Below are 15,835 nucleotides of genomic sequence, written 5' to 3'. Positions count from 1 at the left end.
AGTATTTCTAAGAATTTGCTGTGTATTTTAAAGGAGTAAGAAATGAAACGTCATCGCCAACGTCTTTTGTCTATTTTTCTTTCCTTGGTTTTCTTTTTGCAGGCCATTTTTTCAATTGGTGGAGGGGTGTTAGCGGATAATCCGAAACCGCAAAATCTGCCCTTTGAGGGAAAGACTGTAGCAGAAGAAGGAAACGTATTAACGAAGACCGGTGAGCCTGGCTCCGGTGTGGAAATAACCAGAAAGGAAGCGGGTTCTCCATTAAAGGTCATTTTGCGTGTTGTTCACGTTACGGATCAGGATACGCTTGATGACCAGACGAAATTCGATGTTGGGGAATCGATTAAAGCTGCTATGGATATCACGGTTTCCGGCTCAGGGGAAAAGATAAATAATCCGTGGGCCATGATTCAGGTGCCAAAAAAGAAGTCGATTGAAAAACCGATGAAGATCGATTCAAAAAACGCCTATCAGTCTCTTTTCATCGAAGATGAAGACAACTGGTATATCCTCTATAAGTTTACAGAATTCACCGGTGGTAGCCGTTTTACGTTTCCGTTTCCTTTTTCCTTTAAAGAAAGTGCGAATGACGGCGACACCGTTACGGTCAAAGCATCCATTCTTGACGCTTCTAACGTTACCGATCCGGAAAATGACGATCCAAAAACCTCTCTAGAGAATGCCCTTTTATGTTCATCGTTATATTCTGCAACACAAACGTATAAAGCGCGCAAAGTCCTCGCAAAGTATGATGGAACATGGTTGTGGGCAAGAGATGGGCGTCTTGATGCGAGTCAAGACAAAACGCTATATCACTATAACGTGCAGCGTAATGAAGGGGAAAAGACAACGAGTGAGCAAGGTTTTCCCTTTTCTCTTGTCGCTTCGGCAACGATTGATCATACGAAGTATTCGGGGAAATATGTATTAGAAAAAGCGAAGAATCTTTCCTTTACGATGTCTCTTCCCGAGGGATTGGAACCGGATATCGCATCCATGGAAAAGATTGCGTATTACGTTAATCCTTCTTTCGATAAAGCGAACAAACGTCTAACCTTCCAAGTGAATAATCCCGAGGCAGGGGGAGCATGGGCATGGCGAAATAATCTCTCCGGCATCACTTTTGATGTTCCTTTTCTCGCAAAAAGCATGGCCTTTAATAAAGAATATGAAGTGACGATGACGTGTGTAGTCAATGCAGGAGAGGAGAATAGACAGCTACCGGAGTCATCCACTCGGTTTATCTTTCATCCCATCGAGTTCAAGTCTACGGGGGATCTCATAGTTTTCAAAGACAATCTCACGGGCAAACAAAATGACCCTTTTCCTTATTTTTTAACGGAAGGACATTATACCATTGTTAACGATCGTATTTATGATCGTAGCGGGCGGGATATGACCGATCTTGGGATGACCTATACGTTAAAAGTATATAATCGGAATAACGGATCGACGATGATGAATCCTGAAGGAGGACAGGCATCAACGATTACGTGTATACGCGATATTCTTCTGGATGATGAAGGAAAGGACAACCGTCTGTATTATAAGTCATTTACCTTGCAACGCATTGCTTTTGTTGGCTGGCCGGGCGTTACGTATAGCGAAGACCAACAGAAGCAAAGAGTGGAAGATTTAATGACCTCCTTTACCAAAACGCCGAACACGCTCTATGGCGTCAAACGCGATGGCACCGAAGTGGTGTTGGCAAAGAATGTGAAGTATCAAGAAACGGTTACCATTGATGACCGTGCAGGAGAGTATTATCAGCTGAATCTGAAATTTGATCAACCGATTACCCTAGACAATGCGTTACTTGAATTTTACACCCAAGCGTTTCCCACGCAGAAAGAGCGGGAATATTTCAAAAATGGAACCTATGCGGACTGGAACCAATATACAGGTAGTGGTTCGGTGTATAATACTCCTTCTGGAGAACCGATGATAAAGCCGATAGCAAGGGACAATAGGCAATGGGGTTATACGTATTTAGGCCCGATTCAGCCGATTATGTCGTTTTATGGCGCAAAAAATAGGGTGTTAACGTATAACGTGCAAGGAAGCAACGTCAACTTACCGGTTAATGTGTCAGCCAATTATGACATTTTCGGTGCGAACTGGGGCCCCTGGATCGACAAACCCATTAAAAATACCAAGATTCTTGTTCTTCTTCCTCCGGAATTCCATTATGGAAATAAGACGAGTTTAGCGGACTATGCCAGTAAGAACATCGGGGAACCGACGGTAATTGCAAATTATAAAAACACCGGAAGAGAGGCTCTTCTATATTCCATTCCTGATTTTTATCCGAAAAAAGAGGGCGTGGTAAGTTCCGGTTCACTGATGTTGATGCCGACGGTTACGGCCACGCCGTATGCAAAAAACGGAATGAATACTGTGGACTATTATCTCATCTATGAAAACAATGATGTGATTAAGCCACAACTTCCGGCAATGGGCTATACGGATGTTTTGGATCTGGACGAGGATGGCGATACCCAAGAGCAATTTATGTCCCAAAGGTCGACGATTGACTATATTCCACCGTCTGAATTGCTGGTCACTAAACAGGCAGGAATTGATCCGCAGAGCTTAACTACCTTTGCTACGGTGGATATGGGCCAAGCATTCTTCTACAATATCAAAATTTTTAATAATACGTATGCTGATTGCTTTTCGGCTTCGGCATTGGATGTGTTGCCCTATATTGGAGATCATAGTATTGCTGCGGATAAAGATGGACAATATCCTGCTCGAGATTCGGAATATCCGATTCAACTTGCAGGCTTTTTGGAGGATCTCCCGGAGAATAGCGAAGCGATGAAGAAATTTGCTGTAACCTATCAACTCGCTGAACAAGGAGAAAATTTAGAGAGTGTGCGAGATGGGGAGTGGTTTACGAAAGAAGAGGTGTTGAATCAGGGAAAGATGGCCTCCGATATCAAGAGCTTTTGCCTTCAATTGAAAAAAGGAGAAAAGATTCCTGCAAGAACAGAGCTCAATGTCCTTGTACCCGCTCTCCTTCCTATGAACCCATCTCTTTCGGACGGCGCTTTAACGGTTAACACTTGTGCGCTGTCTACGGATAACATACTTTATGCGGAAGCCAACAAGGTGAACGTTACGTTTTCGACCTATCAGGTTTCCTGGATTGTCTTCGATGATAACAACGAGAATGGCCTGCGTGATAAAGACGAGAACGGTGTAGCCAATCGTACCGTCGAGCTGATAGACAAGAAAACCGGCGATGTGGCCCTTGACGAAAACGATCAACCGTATCGTGTACAGACGGATGCAAACGGCAAGTACACTTTTAAGGTCTATCGAAGAGGAGAATATTCGGTTCGCTTTATCAAGCGGAACAGTGATGTGTTTATGGACAAACAAACACAAGATAACGACGTCAAGACAATCAACGACAATGTGGGAACCACAGCAGAGAAGACCCTTAATCCCCTGATGAAGCACGCTGTTTTTAATGCCGCCATTCTTGATAAGGGAGTGGAAATTCCGGTCACCAAGTTCTGGAAGGATAGTCATGGTAAAGATATGGTCAAGCCGCCGGTTCAAGAAGTGATCGTGCAGCTGCTGCAAAATGGAGTTCCCATGCCGGGCAAAACGCTCACACTAAAAGCGGAAGAAAACTGGATGGGGAAATTCCCATCCATGGAGCGAACGGATGCAGTGGGGAAAGCCTACACCTATTCCGTTCAGGAAGTCGGCGTGAATGAAAATGACCAAATCCGCCTCAATGGAAAGCGGTTCATGGTATCGATAACGGGAACCGTCGAAGACGGATTTATCGTGACCAATACGGAAAAAACATTTAGACCGTGGAAACCTTCAGACAACAGCGAAAATGCGACCAGTTCTTCGGACGTTTCCGAACAACCGGGTTTTTCGGAAAATCCGGTTGAATCGTCTGTCTCGCCCACGAATGAAAGCGCAAAGAAAACGCATAAAGCAAAGAATAACAAGGCACCTAAAACGGGAGAAATCACACTTCTAATGGCATTATGCGGCATGGGTATCGTAAGCATCGCAGCCTATGCGACGTTGAAAAAGAGGGGCAGAGAATAGTGTGGAGTTGAGGACTTTTGAGCCAAGCTGCTTAGAAGCCTTCGGAAAATAAGAACAGAAAAAAACCGCTCGATGCATAGTGCATTCGAGCGGCTTTTCTTTCTTAAAAGTGGAAGACTACTGTTCGTTCTCTTTTCTACATATATAGCGCATTCCACCGGTGATCGCAAGGAACGTCAAGGCGCTGACGAGAAAGATGGCGTTATCATTCGTTTTCGGTGCAACGTTCTCTTTGTTGGTCGTGCTTCCGGCCTCTGCTAAGGCATCATGCGGCGTGACCGGATTTGCCGAGGACGGATCCGAAGTTGCGGGATTTTCCTTCCATTCCGCCGTAAAGGTATGATCGCCCTGCACCAAATAATAATCTCCAGACGGAGGAGATGGGGAGCAGCCGGAAAGGCACCAATAGTACAACGAAAAACTTCTTGTTATAATCAAAAGGAAAAGTTATGCGCAAGAAAAGCTCATTGTTAAGCGCATCATGCTTTATGCCCATCCGCGCGAAAGGAGGAACTATGTATCGTAAAGAGATGCTAAGTTATTGTCTTTCCCTTCTTTCCGTATTCGCAGCGATCGCTTTGCATTTTTTGGATGCCTTTCACGGGATTCCTTTTTCGGTGCATGTTGTGATTTTCTCTCTGTATGGCTTTATCGTTTTCTTGTGGTGCCGGAACATGGAGAATCGCTTATTGCGCACGTCTTCGATTCGCCTTTTTCAGTGCATCAGCTTGCTGCTGATGGGCTACTTGGCGTTGCGGACCGTAAAGTACGAAATTTTGTTGGAAAATCCGGTGGCGAAACAGTATATTCGCTATGGCTACTATTGTTTCACGCTCAACATTGTCCATCTCGTATTTATTACCTCCTTGTTGATCTCCAAGTCGGAACAGGAACGCATCAATAGGCGTTGGAATCTGTTGTGGATTCCGACAGAGCTTCTTGTGTTGCTGATTTTGACAAATGCGTTCCACGGTCTTGCGTTTTCCCTGACCGATAAAGGGTCTCATCAATACGGCCCGGTATTTTATTTAGTACTTCTCTACATCTTGCTTTTGGCGATCGCCACAATTATCCATACACTCATTCCGTCTTTTGCAACAAAACAATTCCGGCCGATTGTGCTGCCGATAGGAATTCTCTCCTTGTGGATGCTCTATACATTGCTCTATGTTTTCGATTGGAAACCGTTTTATCCCGTCCGCCTGCTCGTAAAAAGCGCGGAATTCAATATTTTAATGGTTCTTTTATTCATTGAAGCGTTGGTGTTTATGCGACTTTTGCCTTCCAATAGAGGGTATGGGCGTTTTTTAAAAATGTCCGCACTCAATATCGGCATCATGAATGCAAAGGGGGAGACAGTGATTGCTCCCAACAAAGGACCTGCGGTCAGCCGCGATCTGCTCATAGAGACCAAGGCACATCCGGTGTCTCTTGATGCCAATACGCTTTTGGAAAGCGCAGAAATTCAGGGTGGAAGATCTTTCTGGTTTGTAGATCTGACGGATTTTAACGCTTTAAAAACCCGCCTTTTCGCGTTAAACGAGGACATGATGAGCGAAAATGATCTTCTTGATGCGGACAATAAACTAAAGGAAAAAATGGCGAAACTGGATGAACAGAAGCAAATCCGCTCGGCGATTGACGCTAAGTTGAATCCGCAATTTCGCCGTCTGGAAGAGATCATCGCCCATATGCCGGAAGAGGAAGAAGTGTTTGAAAATGCCCTGAAGGACGCCTGCATTTACAATGTGTATATCAAACGCTACTCCAATTTGTTTTTATTGGCCAAAACGAAAGAACAGCTCTCTCTTGCCGAACTCGGTTTAGCCATTACCGAATCGCTCCATTACCTACAATTACGAGGCGTTACAACCGATTTGCAGTGGCAAAGCAACGATCTTGTGGATGCCGCGGTGTGTTTACGACTGTACGAGGTGTTTCAAACCATTCTGGAGCTTCATTTTCCGTTTCTTTCTTCGCTGTCGATTGCTCTGAAACAACAAGGAAAATGCCCGGTATGGACCATGGCATTGGAGACAACCAAGCATTTTTCCATCCGGGATCGGATTGCGGAGAGGGAAGATGGCGTCGTAGTTCACATGGAGGAGCAACGGAAAGGCGTGCATTCTTTCTGGCAGATTACGGTGGAAGGAGAAGCGCATGACATTGTATAGCGTACCGGAAGGAACCCTCGCTCTTCTCTTTGTTATCTGTCTTTTTCTGCTGATGATCAGCATTCGAATTGTCGTTGAAATGATGGATATGCGGCCCAATTTCCGTGTCGTTCTCGGCAGCCTCCTCCTCTTTTCCGCCTGCTTTTTGGCAGCACAGGTTTTAGCGGAGATCGGGAGCCATAAAATGCGCCTCGGCAGGTGGTTTTTGCCGCTTTCGGTCCGGTACCTGATCGCTTTTCTTGTCGTCCTTTTCCTTCTGGAAATGCTTTTTATCCGGTGGATTCAACGGAACCGTAAAAAAGAAATCGGGAGAAATTCGATTAAGGAAAGTTTGGATAATCTTCCGGACGGCGTGTGCTTTTCGCGATTGGATGGAACTCCCTTGTTGGTCAATCGCACCATGCAAGAGATCAGCTATGCCGTGTTCGGAAAGTGGCTTGTCAATGACGTCGCCTGTGCCGAGGCGATTCGGGCCAATCAAATCGAGCCGAGGGCAACCATTCTGCAACGCGATCCCCTGGTGATTCAGAGCCAGCAAAACATTTGGCTGATTCAGGTGATTTTTCATGGGGATGTGAAGGAAACCTTGGCCTACGACATTACGCTTGAATGGGCATTATATGAGGAGATAAAAAAGAAAAATGTCGAAATTCAACAGCGTAACGCGCATCTGAAAAACTACCAGAAGCGGGTGAGCGAATACACGAGGCAAAAGGAAATCCTCCAGGCCAAAATCCATATCCATGATAAAATTGGTCAATCGTTGATTTATTGCAAACACTACTTAGAAAAGAAAGAAAAAAGCCGGGAAGACCGAGACCGCCTGCTCCAGCTGTGGCGGGAAAGTCTATTGGTGTTGGAGGAAAAATCGGATCCGCCCAAAGTATATACGGCGTGGGAAAAACTATTGTCCACCGCTCAGGCAATCGGGGTAGAGATGCATCTGCAAGGGGCGCTACCTACCGAAGAAAAGGAGCTCTCCGTTTTTGTGGATATCGTACATGAGGCGTTGAATAATGCGATCCGTCATGGAGCGGCAAAAAATATCGATATTACGCTCGAGCAAGAGGACGGGATGACTCGTTGTACGATTCGAAATGACGGGACGGTACCGAACGCGCCCATCCGCGAAAAGGGCGGATTAAAAAACATTCGGGAACGTATCACGCTCTATGGCGGCGAAATGTCCGTCTCGACGACGCCGTCTTTTGCACTCGCACTGTCTTGGCCGAAAGGGGAAAGCAATGACTTATAAAATTATGATCGTTGATGACCAATTCGTCTCGCGTGAGCTTTTTACCCTGTATATCCGGCAATCTCCCCAGTACGAAGTGGTATATTCGATTGATTCGGCAATGTTTGCAGACACCTATGTGTTGAAAAGTCCCATTGATCTGGTCATCATGGACATTCTCATGCAAGATGGCTCCAACGGCCTCGATGCGGCGGAAAAAATAAAACAGTTGCGACCGGACATCAAGATTATTGCTGTGACCAGCATGCCCGAGGTGTCGTGGATGGAACGGGCAAAAAAAATCGGCATTGACAGTTTTTGGTACAAAGAGGTGTCGGAAAAAAACATCCTGGAGATTATGGATCGTACATTAGCCGGGGAATCCATTTATCCGTCGGAAACGCCACAGGTACAGTTGGGCTTGACCAAATCAACCGATCTCACCCCGCGCGAAATTGAGGTGCTGCGCCTTCTTACCACAGGTGCCGGGAACGAGGAAATCGCGGAGAAATTGCATATTTCTCCCAATACGGTGAAGACTCATATTAAGCACCTCTTGGAAAAAACGGGATTTTCCAGTCGCACACAACTCGCCATCCAATCGCGTATCACGGGCTTTGTGATCGAAGAGGAGTAAGATTTGGCATGTCGACATCTTTTGACATATAAAAAGAGCCGTGGTCGGGGAGAGATTTCCTGCCACGGCTCCTTTTCTACAGAAAAGCGTAGGTCTGCGCTTTTTCGGTTCGCTTCGTGTGCGTTTCGTGTTGTCGTCCCGAAGCGGAAGCTTATTCGCCGGCGTCTTTTCGATCCATTTCTTCTAAGCGCTTCTGGTTTTCTATGGCTTCGTCAAGAACGCCTTTTTCGATCGCTTTTTTGAGCTTCGCATCCTTTGTCAAATCCAGCTTATTGCCTTTCAAGTCTTCGCTATTTTCGCCTAAGATGCGAGCGTAATTCAGGCCATATTTACTCTCCAGAAAATCGTCCACCTGAACGAGGTTGGACAGCTCATGCTTCGTTTCTTTTTCGTAATGGTGCCGCTGATTGGAATTGCGATAGCGCAGATACATCGTGTAATAGAATACAAGGCCCGACAGCAAAAGCAGCCATGCATATTCGCGGTATTCTTGAATATCCGTGTTATGGAAGATATCCATCATCGCAACCATATTCAGGATAAAGGCCAACAGGGCGCCGCCGATTTCCACCAGGAAGGAAGTGAGTAACAGCTTCTGAAAGTTGATGGGGACGCTTCCCATGGTTTCTTCGGTGCGGGCATTGACGGCGACATAGTGCAGCTGATGCTTTTTGCCTTTGGTTTGCATATAGCTGTAGAGCCAAATCGGCAAATAGGCGGCTTTCCAGGAATCGCCCTTGACTTCATAGTCCTCATGTTCCCAGCAGACGCCACGGTCATATTGTTCGAGGCTATCCTGTGCCGCAAGTCTTGCCACGTCGGAACTTTGTGCATCGACAACCTCTTTTAATGTTCCGATATTGGTGTCACGTTTTTCGGACGTATAGCCCTTGAGATAGTTGGAATTGAACGTGACGCAATTTTCGGTGTCGAAAGGCATCACCGCATTGATGATGTTCGTGGTCTTTTCTTTGGAGGAATAATCCAGTTTATCGCTGCTGGACTCAATGGAAAGATCGTCCACAAAGATATCGAACTCGCGTTCCACATGATAGACATCCGCATCGTATTCGATGTGCTTATGGCCTTCTTCGCCGACTTCTCGCGTGGCAGTTTCAATTTCCCCTTTGCCCGAAAGGTGCATATGCGCATTCACATCCACCAGCATATAGGGCATATAGACGCCGCAAATATTTTCGGTCGTAAATTCCTTCGTGAATTGCGGATGAGCAAAAAATCTTCGCTTCTGCACAAAGGCGTTGATCTTTTCCTGCGCTTGTTCTTTGGAGACGGAAAACGGCAGAATGACGTCCGGGACGGCACCGTTGGGAATCTGATTGTTCAGAGATAGCGTGTTGCGACACCAGTGGCATCGCGCCTGCGTGGATGTTTTCGTGTCGATGACGACTTCCGCGCCGCAGCTCTCACATTTCAGGGTAATGATGTCCTCGCTGTTCTCGTCGATATCCTGTGCGCCGCTTCGCAAAGACGTGCCTTCCAACGTACGGATATCTTGATCTTCCGGGGCAAGCTCCAACTCGAATTCATGACGACAGAAATTGCAACGCAGTTTTCCCGTTTTGGTATTGGTTTCAATATCGGTGGAACCACATTTTGGACATTTCACCTGTCCGTCTTTTTGCGCGGTTGGCGTGTTTATGACTTTCTCTTCCTTATTTTCCGCATTCATAAACCACCTCTCTTTACAGACCCAGGAGGTCGGACTTCATTTTGTTGAATTCTTCTTCCGTGATGACGCCGGCATCCAAAAGCTTCTTCATCTTAATCAATTTTTCCGTCGGATCTTCCGGACTCTGGTTCGACGGAGACGGCGCATTTTGCTGCTGCGGTTGTGCTTGCTGTTGGGAGGGAGCCTGTTGCGGCTGGCCCTGATTCATTTGTGCTGCGCCGAAATTGGGCTGATAGGAGCTTGGCGTATTGGGCTGTTGCGTGCCGGACATCATATTTCCGGTCGCATTCATGCCCATGCCCATAAAGGCCATATTGGCGCCGCCGCCATTTTCACCTGCCGACTGCAATCCTCTTGCTGCAGCTTGTTGGAAAAACGCGTTTCCGCGGCTGCCGGAAAGCGCATCCGCTTTCTTGACATCCGACATCAGCTTCTTGGTGTCTTCGTCGTATTCGATCGCAAGTATGGCCGTCTTTACAATGACAAGACCTCTATCCGTTTTCCATTGGAAACCTTCTTCGACGGCAAGGGAAAGCGACTGTGCAAAACCGATCTGGTCGCCTTGAATCTTGCTCATGCGGTTGCCTCGACTCGGATCATTGGTATAGTTCGAGAAGGCGGCGGAAAGGCTTCCCACGACTTCATTGAACAGCTGGGAAGCGGCATCGTTATCCATATCCGAAAAATCGAACACCGGTGCATCCGCCAGCAAATATTTTTGTGGAACAAAATTCTTTACGAATAAAAGCGGATCGACAATTTTTAAGGTGTAGGTGCCGCGCGTGACCGCACCGACCTGCGTGCCGAAGAAGGCATCATCCCAATAGATTTCGCCTTGTGTACCGAAGCGGTTGTTCGGGATTTCCTTTAGGTTCACGTAAAAGGCCAGTTGCTGTGAGCCAACCTGGCCGCCAAATTTAATTTTTTCCCATGTGGACTGGATCAGCGAAGCGACCGGACCGTCGCCGGCAAAAATGCTTTGGGAATTGATATCGTCCGAGCGGAAGATAAATCCGCCGGCTTCGGCAACGATACCGGTAATTTGCCCATCCTGCATGGTGATGAGCGCCGTTCCTTCGGGAACGATGATTTTACTGCCGTTACTGATGATATTGGCATTGCCCTTGGTATTGGAACCGCGCCCTTGGTTTGTTCCCTGCGGTTTTGCAGGGAAAATCGCCGCCGTTGCCGGAATGGAGCCATCCGGAAGGTAAAAGTCCAACCATTGATCGGCGAAGGTTCCGCCCAACGCGCCTGTGAAAGCCTTAATAAACCCCATATTCATCCTCCTTTTCGCTACGATGAACGTACTGTGCATGGAACGACACATGTTCACTGGTAGCTTCATGATAGGGGCTTTTTCGCGTTTCCACATCCTCTAAACGGGTGATATTGCTTCGTGGGCGTTAGGTATTCGGCGAATTTTTTTGCTCTTCCTGTTCCAGGATGGCAATGCAACGGAGAAGCTGTTTTTGGGAATACACACCCAGCTTGCTGTAAATATTCCGGTTATGAAAGCGCACGGTCGATTCCTTTAAATCCGCTTCTTCCATAATTTCTTTGACGCCTTTTCCGTCCATGTAGAGCCGAAGAATTTCTTTCTCTCTTTTGGTTAGCAGCTTGAAACCGATTTTAAAGTTTTCATAATCAGCGGGATCGATTTCGTTTTTGCGCGAATAGGCAAGGCGTTCAATTTTCTGTGTAATTTTGTCGTATTCTTCCTGCATTTTCTGAAGTTCTTTTTCAGCGCGCTTCTTTTCCTGCTCCATGTTTTCAAGAAGCTCTTCATTGGCCCGGTTTTCTTCATCCAGAAACACGAAAAGGTCGTCGATTTCGGCAATGGAAGAGTCTGTTGCCATATAGGTTTTCTGCTGAATCTTTTGAATGCTTTTTTTCAGCGGAATAAGATACGCCGTGCTGAAATAAATGCAAAGTCCGGCCGCCAAAAGCAAAAACAGGGCAATTAAAGATACCACGCGAAACATATTTTGTATGGCAAGATAGTCATAGTCCGGTTTCGGTACGAGAACATGCAGCGTAAAATCGACATTTTTCGGGAAAATCGTGATTTCTTTCGATGCGCCAATATATGACGTGGACGAGGCGTTTTCGTACAAAGACAGACTCTGTCCGAAGGGCTTCGTCGCAAAGGAGCCTAAAGGTGCCGAATAATATCCACTTGTGATGCCGGCACTGAAACAATCCTTCGCATCGACAAATTCTCTCTTGCCTTTACTGAGGCAAAAGGTAGCCCGATTAAGGGGAGAGGGCTGCGCAAAGGCTTGCTTAAAGTAGCTTTGATTCACTTCTAAACCACAGATGCCATATACTTCTCCATGGGAGCCAAGCAAAGGAACCACCATCAACATGGCTTTTTCGGATGTTCCCGGCAAGGTAAAAATTTCGGTGGTACAAAAATTCGTGGTCAAGGGAGCCTTGGCATGCTGCAAAAGATCGGCATAGTTCGGGAATAAATCGGTATCAAACTCCAGCCGCCATTTTCGGTGCGGCATATAGCCCTTATTCCTTCCGATCGAGGAGAAGCCGCGATAGAGAAGAACATCATTGTCGGATGCATCCAGCGTTCCTCGTTGGAGGTAGAGTCCGGTACGGGAAGCATCGGCGTGATTACTTTTCGTGTCTACGGTTGCTTGCAACATAATAAAAGCACCGGTACAATTCGCTTCGAAGAGCTTATGACGAAGCGGATCAAAAAGCTGTTTTTGGATGTCAACGAGATGCTCTTGGGAGTTGTTCAGATCGTCAAAAGCAATGTGATTTTCGGAAAGATAGTTTTCGACGATACCGCCGGATTCCCTCGAGAGAAGAATGCTCATCGTCGCTAAGTTTTTGTAATACGAGCTCGTTTCGCGCGCAAAGATATCCAGTTGAAAGTTCAGATTCTTATCCATGCGTTGCTTGGTGTCGGTATAGCCTAAAACAAAATACAACCCCACAAAAAACAGACTTAACAGCAGCATGGAAAGGACCAGCATGGTCAAGAAAAGTCTGCGCTGCAAGCTGTGCCTGCGTAGATTTAATGAAGATAAATTGACCATCGTATACCTCAATTACTGGATTGCGCAGAATAACGCCCAGATTTCCTCGGCTCGTTTTTGTGCTTCTTCTTCCGTGTGCATTTTACCGGCAAGTCCCGCTTGTTGCTTTTTTAGCGCCTCATAGAGCGCATGTACCTTGTCGTAGTAATGGACATTTGTAGGTTCTCTTACGGCCGTTGCCGTTGCGTTGATCGTTTCCAACGTATTATAAAGATTTTGGTATCCCTGGGAGGGGAAAGCATGGCCTTTTATTTTGGCAAATGCGTCTTTTCGCACAGGCATATAGCCGGTTTCCACACAGAAGCTCAGGTTGCGTTCCGCTTCGGTCAGCCATTTGGCGAAAACGGTGGCCGCTTCGGTTTTCTGTCCCGTCGTTTTCCGTGCACAGAGTCCCACTCCTGCTTGCGTTACCAGAAATTTTTTTCCTGCCGCTTTCGGCATCGGAAGCACCTGCAGATCCATGGGCTCCGACTTGCCGTCCGGATAGGTAATAGCATCGTTGTAATACAGGATGGACGCAGTTGAGCCAATACCGGCAATGACCTCGCCGGTCATGACCTGCGTGTTGGAGTACAGATCGGATACCACAATATGGCCTTTGGAAAGCGCACGGGCAAAAGGCATGAAGGATGCTTTCCATTGGGCGTTCTCGAGATCGTACCAGCCTTCCTTCGTGTAGAAATTGCTTGCTCCTTTTTCCATCGCATCCAGATCTACGCAGCGAAGCAGATAATCCAAGGCACAGAAAGGCTTGCCGCCGGACCAGTTGTAATATTTTTCGGCAGCGTCAAAAAAACCGTCCCAGGTGGAAAGATCTTCTTTGCGGACGCCGGTTGCAGCGGAAAAACGCGCAAATGGCGCACCGGCAAGATAAAGCACATATGTTGACTTCGATACCGGCAATATCGACAATTTCTCACCGATGATTCCATCTTCAACGAAGGCGGGAACGAATTGCTCACGCTCTTCTTCGGTGAATTGTTCTTTCCAATCCAGCAAGGTATCCGCGCCCAGCTTTTCTGCGTTGGTGATATGACAGAAAAACAAGTCTGGCATATCGGGAACGCCCGGCGTATTGGCTTGTGCTTTCAGGAGTTTATCACCGATCGCATAGGCGTTGGACATGAGGGTGACGTTCACGAGAATGCCTTTTTCTCGGCCGGTCGTCTGGTTAAATTCTTCAATCATTCGGTTCATCGGCGAATCCACCTGCTCGCCGTAAACATGCCACATGGTCAAGGTAACCGGATGTTTCGGATCCAGCGTGGCGTTTTTTGTACAACCGGTAAAGAGAAAAAGCAACAGCAACGTGGAGCAGAACAGGAATAACGAATGCGATTTTTTCATGGGAACCTCCTATGCAGATCGCTGTTACCTAAAACCTATCGATTTTCCCGTCAAAACAACAAAAAAACGAAAATTAAAATTATTATTTTCTTCTTTTCCTATTGAATTTGACGGTATTGACGGTTTCAAAATTTTAGAAACTTGTATTCTTTTGGTAGAAGAGCAACCGAGGAGGAGACACGTTACTCTTTGCAACACAATCGAAGGGCGATGCTCCCGTCACCGGATTGCATCCGTACATAAAATCTGTTTACGCCGGCAACAAACAGAGTTCCATCCCCTTCCAAAAAAAATGTATCATGCCTTGCGAATTTCGTCAATTCGCCTCATGGCAGAAACAACCCTTCTCTATCGGCAGAAAAAACTATAAATCGAAAGGAGCAAGTATATGGAAAACAATAACAATGGGATCAAAATGTTAAAGGTTAGTAGTATTTTGTTGATCATCGGTGGTGCGATTGCAACAATTTTGGGCATTGTTTCGCTTCTCGGCGTCGGTGCGCTCCATTCCATATTCGGCGATGATCTCCCCGTCGGACTACTGTATGCGGTTGCCGGATTCGCGCTGGCCAGCGGTGTTTTAACGCTGATCGCCGGAATCGTCGGCGTAGGGGCCTGCAAAAAACCGGAAAAAGCCGGCACATGCATCATTTTAGGCGTGATTGTTGTCATCCTCACGGTTATCGGCCAAGTCCTGAACATGAAGGCAGGAAATCAGTTTGATATTACCTCGATTGTTATCGGCTTGCTTTTGCCGGTGGTCTATATCGTCGGCGCGAGCCAAGTGAAGAAAATGGCTCTTAGCAAATAAAGCGGATGCATAACAAGGAAAACGGATGCTCAACAAGTGAAGGAGGAACAAAATGAAAAAGAATAGGAAAATGATGAGATCAATGTTGGCGATGTTGCTCGTTTTCGCCCTTTTCCTTCCGCTTCTTGCCGGCTGTGGGGGAGCAAAGAAAGGCGGGAAGGATAGCGGGTCGGCGGCACCTACTGAAAATACGGATTCAAGCGCGCCAGCGGAAACCGGGAAAAAAGAAGTGAAGGCCAATGAGGGTGGAGCCAAGGTTATGGCATTGAATGACAAGTATACCCTTGACGGCAATGATTTCGAGTTGGCCTCGTACTGCTTGATGGAAGATTACGACGGCGACACCAATATCGTGATGACCTGGAAATTTACCAACAATGAGAAAGAAGCAAAAACGTCGTTGTTCCTCTTCTTCTATGATTTTTATCAGGGCAAGGAACAAGTAAATGAACCGGGCACGATTTTTCTTTCAAAAGACAGTACCAAAAGCTTGACGGAATATGAATTTAACGAAGTGGAACCGGGGGAGACGGGAACCTTCTTCCTTTGCTATAAGCTCAAGGACAAAAAAACACCGGTCAAGGCAGTCATCAGCGGCTTATCGGATAAGGATAAATTTGAGTTCGAAATGCCCATAGAGGGACTGGAACCCGTTACCGTGGATGCTCTCGATATTCCAAAATAAGCTATCGCGGAGTTATCCTTTTCGCTGCGCGAGAAATCTGCGCAGAATCAAAGAACCACCCTCCTTTATGGAAAAGGAGGGTGGTTCTTTTTTTCTCTAAACGGATTAGAGGAGTGTC

At 46.6% G+C, this 15,835-nt stretch carries 11 protein-coding genes; 6 read left to right on the top strand and 5 right to left on the bottom strand.

Features of this window, described 5'->3' with window-relative positions; genetic code table 11:
* The first annotated feature begins 42 nt into the window (after window positions 1-42).
* On the top strand, window positions 43-4,080 hold the full coding sequence (locus FXY30_RS00690) for a Cna B-type domain-containing protein (RefSeq protein ID WP_071704917.1): 4,038 nt from the start codon (window positions 43-45) through the stop codon (window positions 4,078-4,080).
* Between the two features lie 117 nt (window positions 4,081-4,197).
* On the opposite strand, the gene FXY30_RS00685 is transcribed toward FXY30_RS00690, so the two are convergent.
* Window positions 4,198-4,494, bottom strand: a complete 297-nt coding sequence (locus FXY30_RS00685) for a hypothetical protein (protein WP_147659352.1) — start codon at window positions 4,492-4,494, stop codon at window positions 4,198-4,200.
* Between the two features lie 101 nt (window positions 4,495-4,595).
* Between FXY30_RS00685 and FXY30_RS00680 the strand changes: the two genes are divergently transcribed.
* The 3 genes from FXY30_RS00680 to FXY30_RS00670 are packed head-to-tail and all read left to right on the top strand — an operon-like array spanning window position 4,596 to window position 8,125.
* Entirely contained in the window at window positions 4,596-6,254 is a 1,659-nt protein-coding gene (locus tag FXY30_RS00680) for a hypothetical protein (RefSeq protein ID WP_071704915.1), read from the top strand.
* Window positions 6,241-7,509 carry a sensor histidine kinase gene (locus FXY30_RS00675; protein WP_071704914.1) on the top strand — a complete coding sequence of 423 codons (1,269 nt, stop codon included), beginning with the start codon at window positions 6,241-6,243 and terminating at the stop codon, window positions 7,507-7,509. Before FXY30_RS00680 ends, FXY30_RS00675 begins: the two co-directional genes overlap by 14 nt.
* On the top strand, window positions 7,499-8,125 hold the full coding sequence (locus tag FXY30_RS00670; protein WP_071704913.1) for a response regulator transcription factor: 627 nt from the start codon (window positions 7,499-7,501) through the stop codon (window positions 8,123-8,125). The genes FXY30_RS00675 and FXY30_RS00670 overlap by 11 nt, the downstream gene beginning before the upstream one ends.
* Before the next feature lie 151 nt (window positions 8,126-8,276).
* Here FXY30_RS00670 and FXY30_RS00665 read toward each other — a convergent pair whose 3' ends face one another.
* The 4 genes from FXY30_RS00665 to FXY30_RS00650 form a co-directional block, all read right to left on the bottom strand.
* Complete coding sequence (locus FXY30_RS00665; RefSeq protein WP_071704912.1) at window positions 8,277-9,815, bottom strand: TFIIB-type zinc ribbon-containing protein; 1,539 nt, start codon at window positions 9,813-9,815, stop codon at window positions 8,277-8,279.
* A gap of 13 nt (window positions 9,816-9,828) precedes the next feature.
* Window positions 9,829-11,094 (bottom strand): SHOCT domain-containing protein, encoded by a 1,266-nt coding sequence (locus FXY30_RS00660; protein ID WP_071704911.1) that lies wholly within the window; start codon window positions 11,092-11,094, stop codon window positions 9,829-9,831.
* A gap of 127 nt (window positions 11,095-11,221) precedes the next feature.
* Window positions 11,222-12,874, bottom strand: a complete 1,653-nt coding sequence (locus tag FXY30_RS00655; RefSeq protein WP_071704910.1) for a helix-turn-helix domain-containing protein — start codon at window positions 12,872-12,874, stop codon at window positions 11,222-11,224.
* 12 nt (window positions 12,875-12,886) lie between these two features.
* On the bottom strand, window positions 12,887-14,221 hold the full coding sequence (locus tag FXY30_RS00650) for an extracellular solute-binding protein (protein ID WP_083428122.1): 1,335 nt from the start codon (window positions 14,219-14,221) through the stop codon (window positions 12,887-12,889).
* Between the two features lie 388 nt (window positions 14,222-14,609).
* On the opposite strand from FXY30_RS00650, the gene FXY30_RS00645 reads away from it, so the two are divergent.
* A complete protein-coding gene (locus FXY30_RS00645; RefSeq protein WP_071704909.1) occupies window positions 14,610-15,032 on the top strand; it encodes a hypothetical protein in 423 nt (140 codons plus the stop codon).
* Between the two features lie 52 nt (window positions 15,033-15,084).
* Window positions 15,085-15,717, top strand: coding sequence for a DUF5067 domain-containing protein (locus FXY30_RS00640; protein ID WP_071704908.1), 633 nt, complete (start codon window positions 15,085-15,087; stop codon window positions 15,715-15,717).
* The last annotated feature ends 118 nt before the right edge of the window (window positions 15,718-15,835 follow it).

The sequence above is a fragment of the Murdochiella vaginalis genome, assembly GCF_902381775.1.
Lineage (GTDB): Bacteria > Bacillota > Clostridia > Tissierellales > Peptoniphilaceae > Murdochiella > Murdochiella vaginalis.
This window is presented reverse-complemented; position numbering and strand designations above follow the sequence as displayed.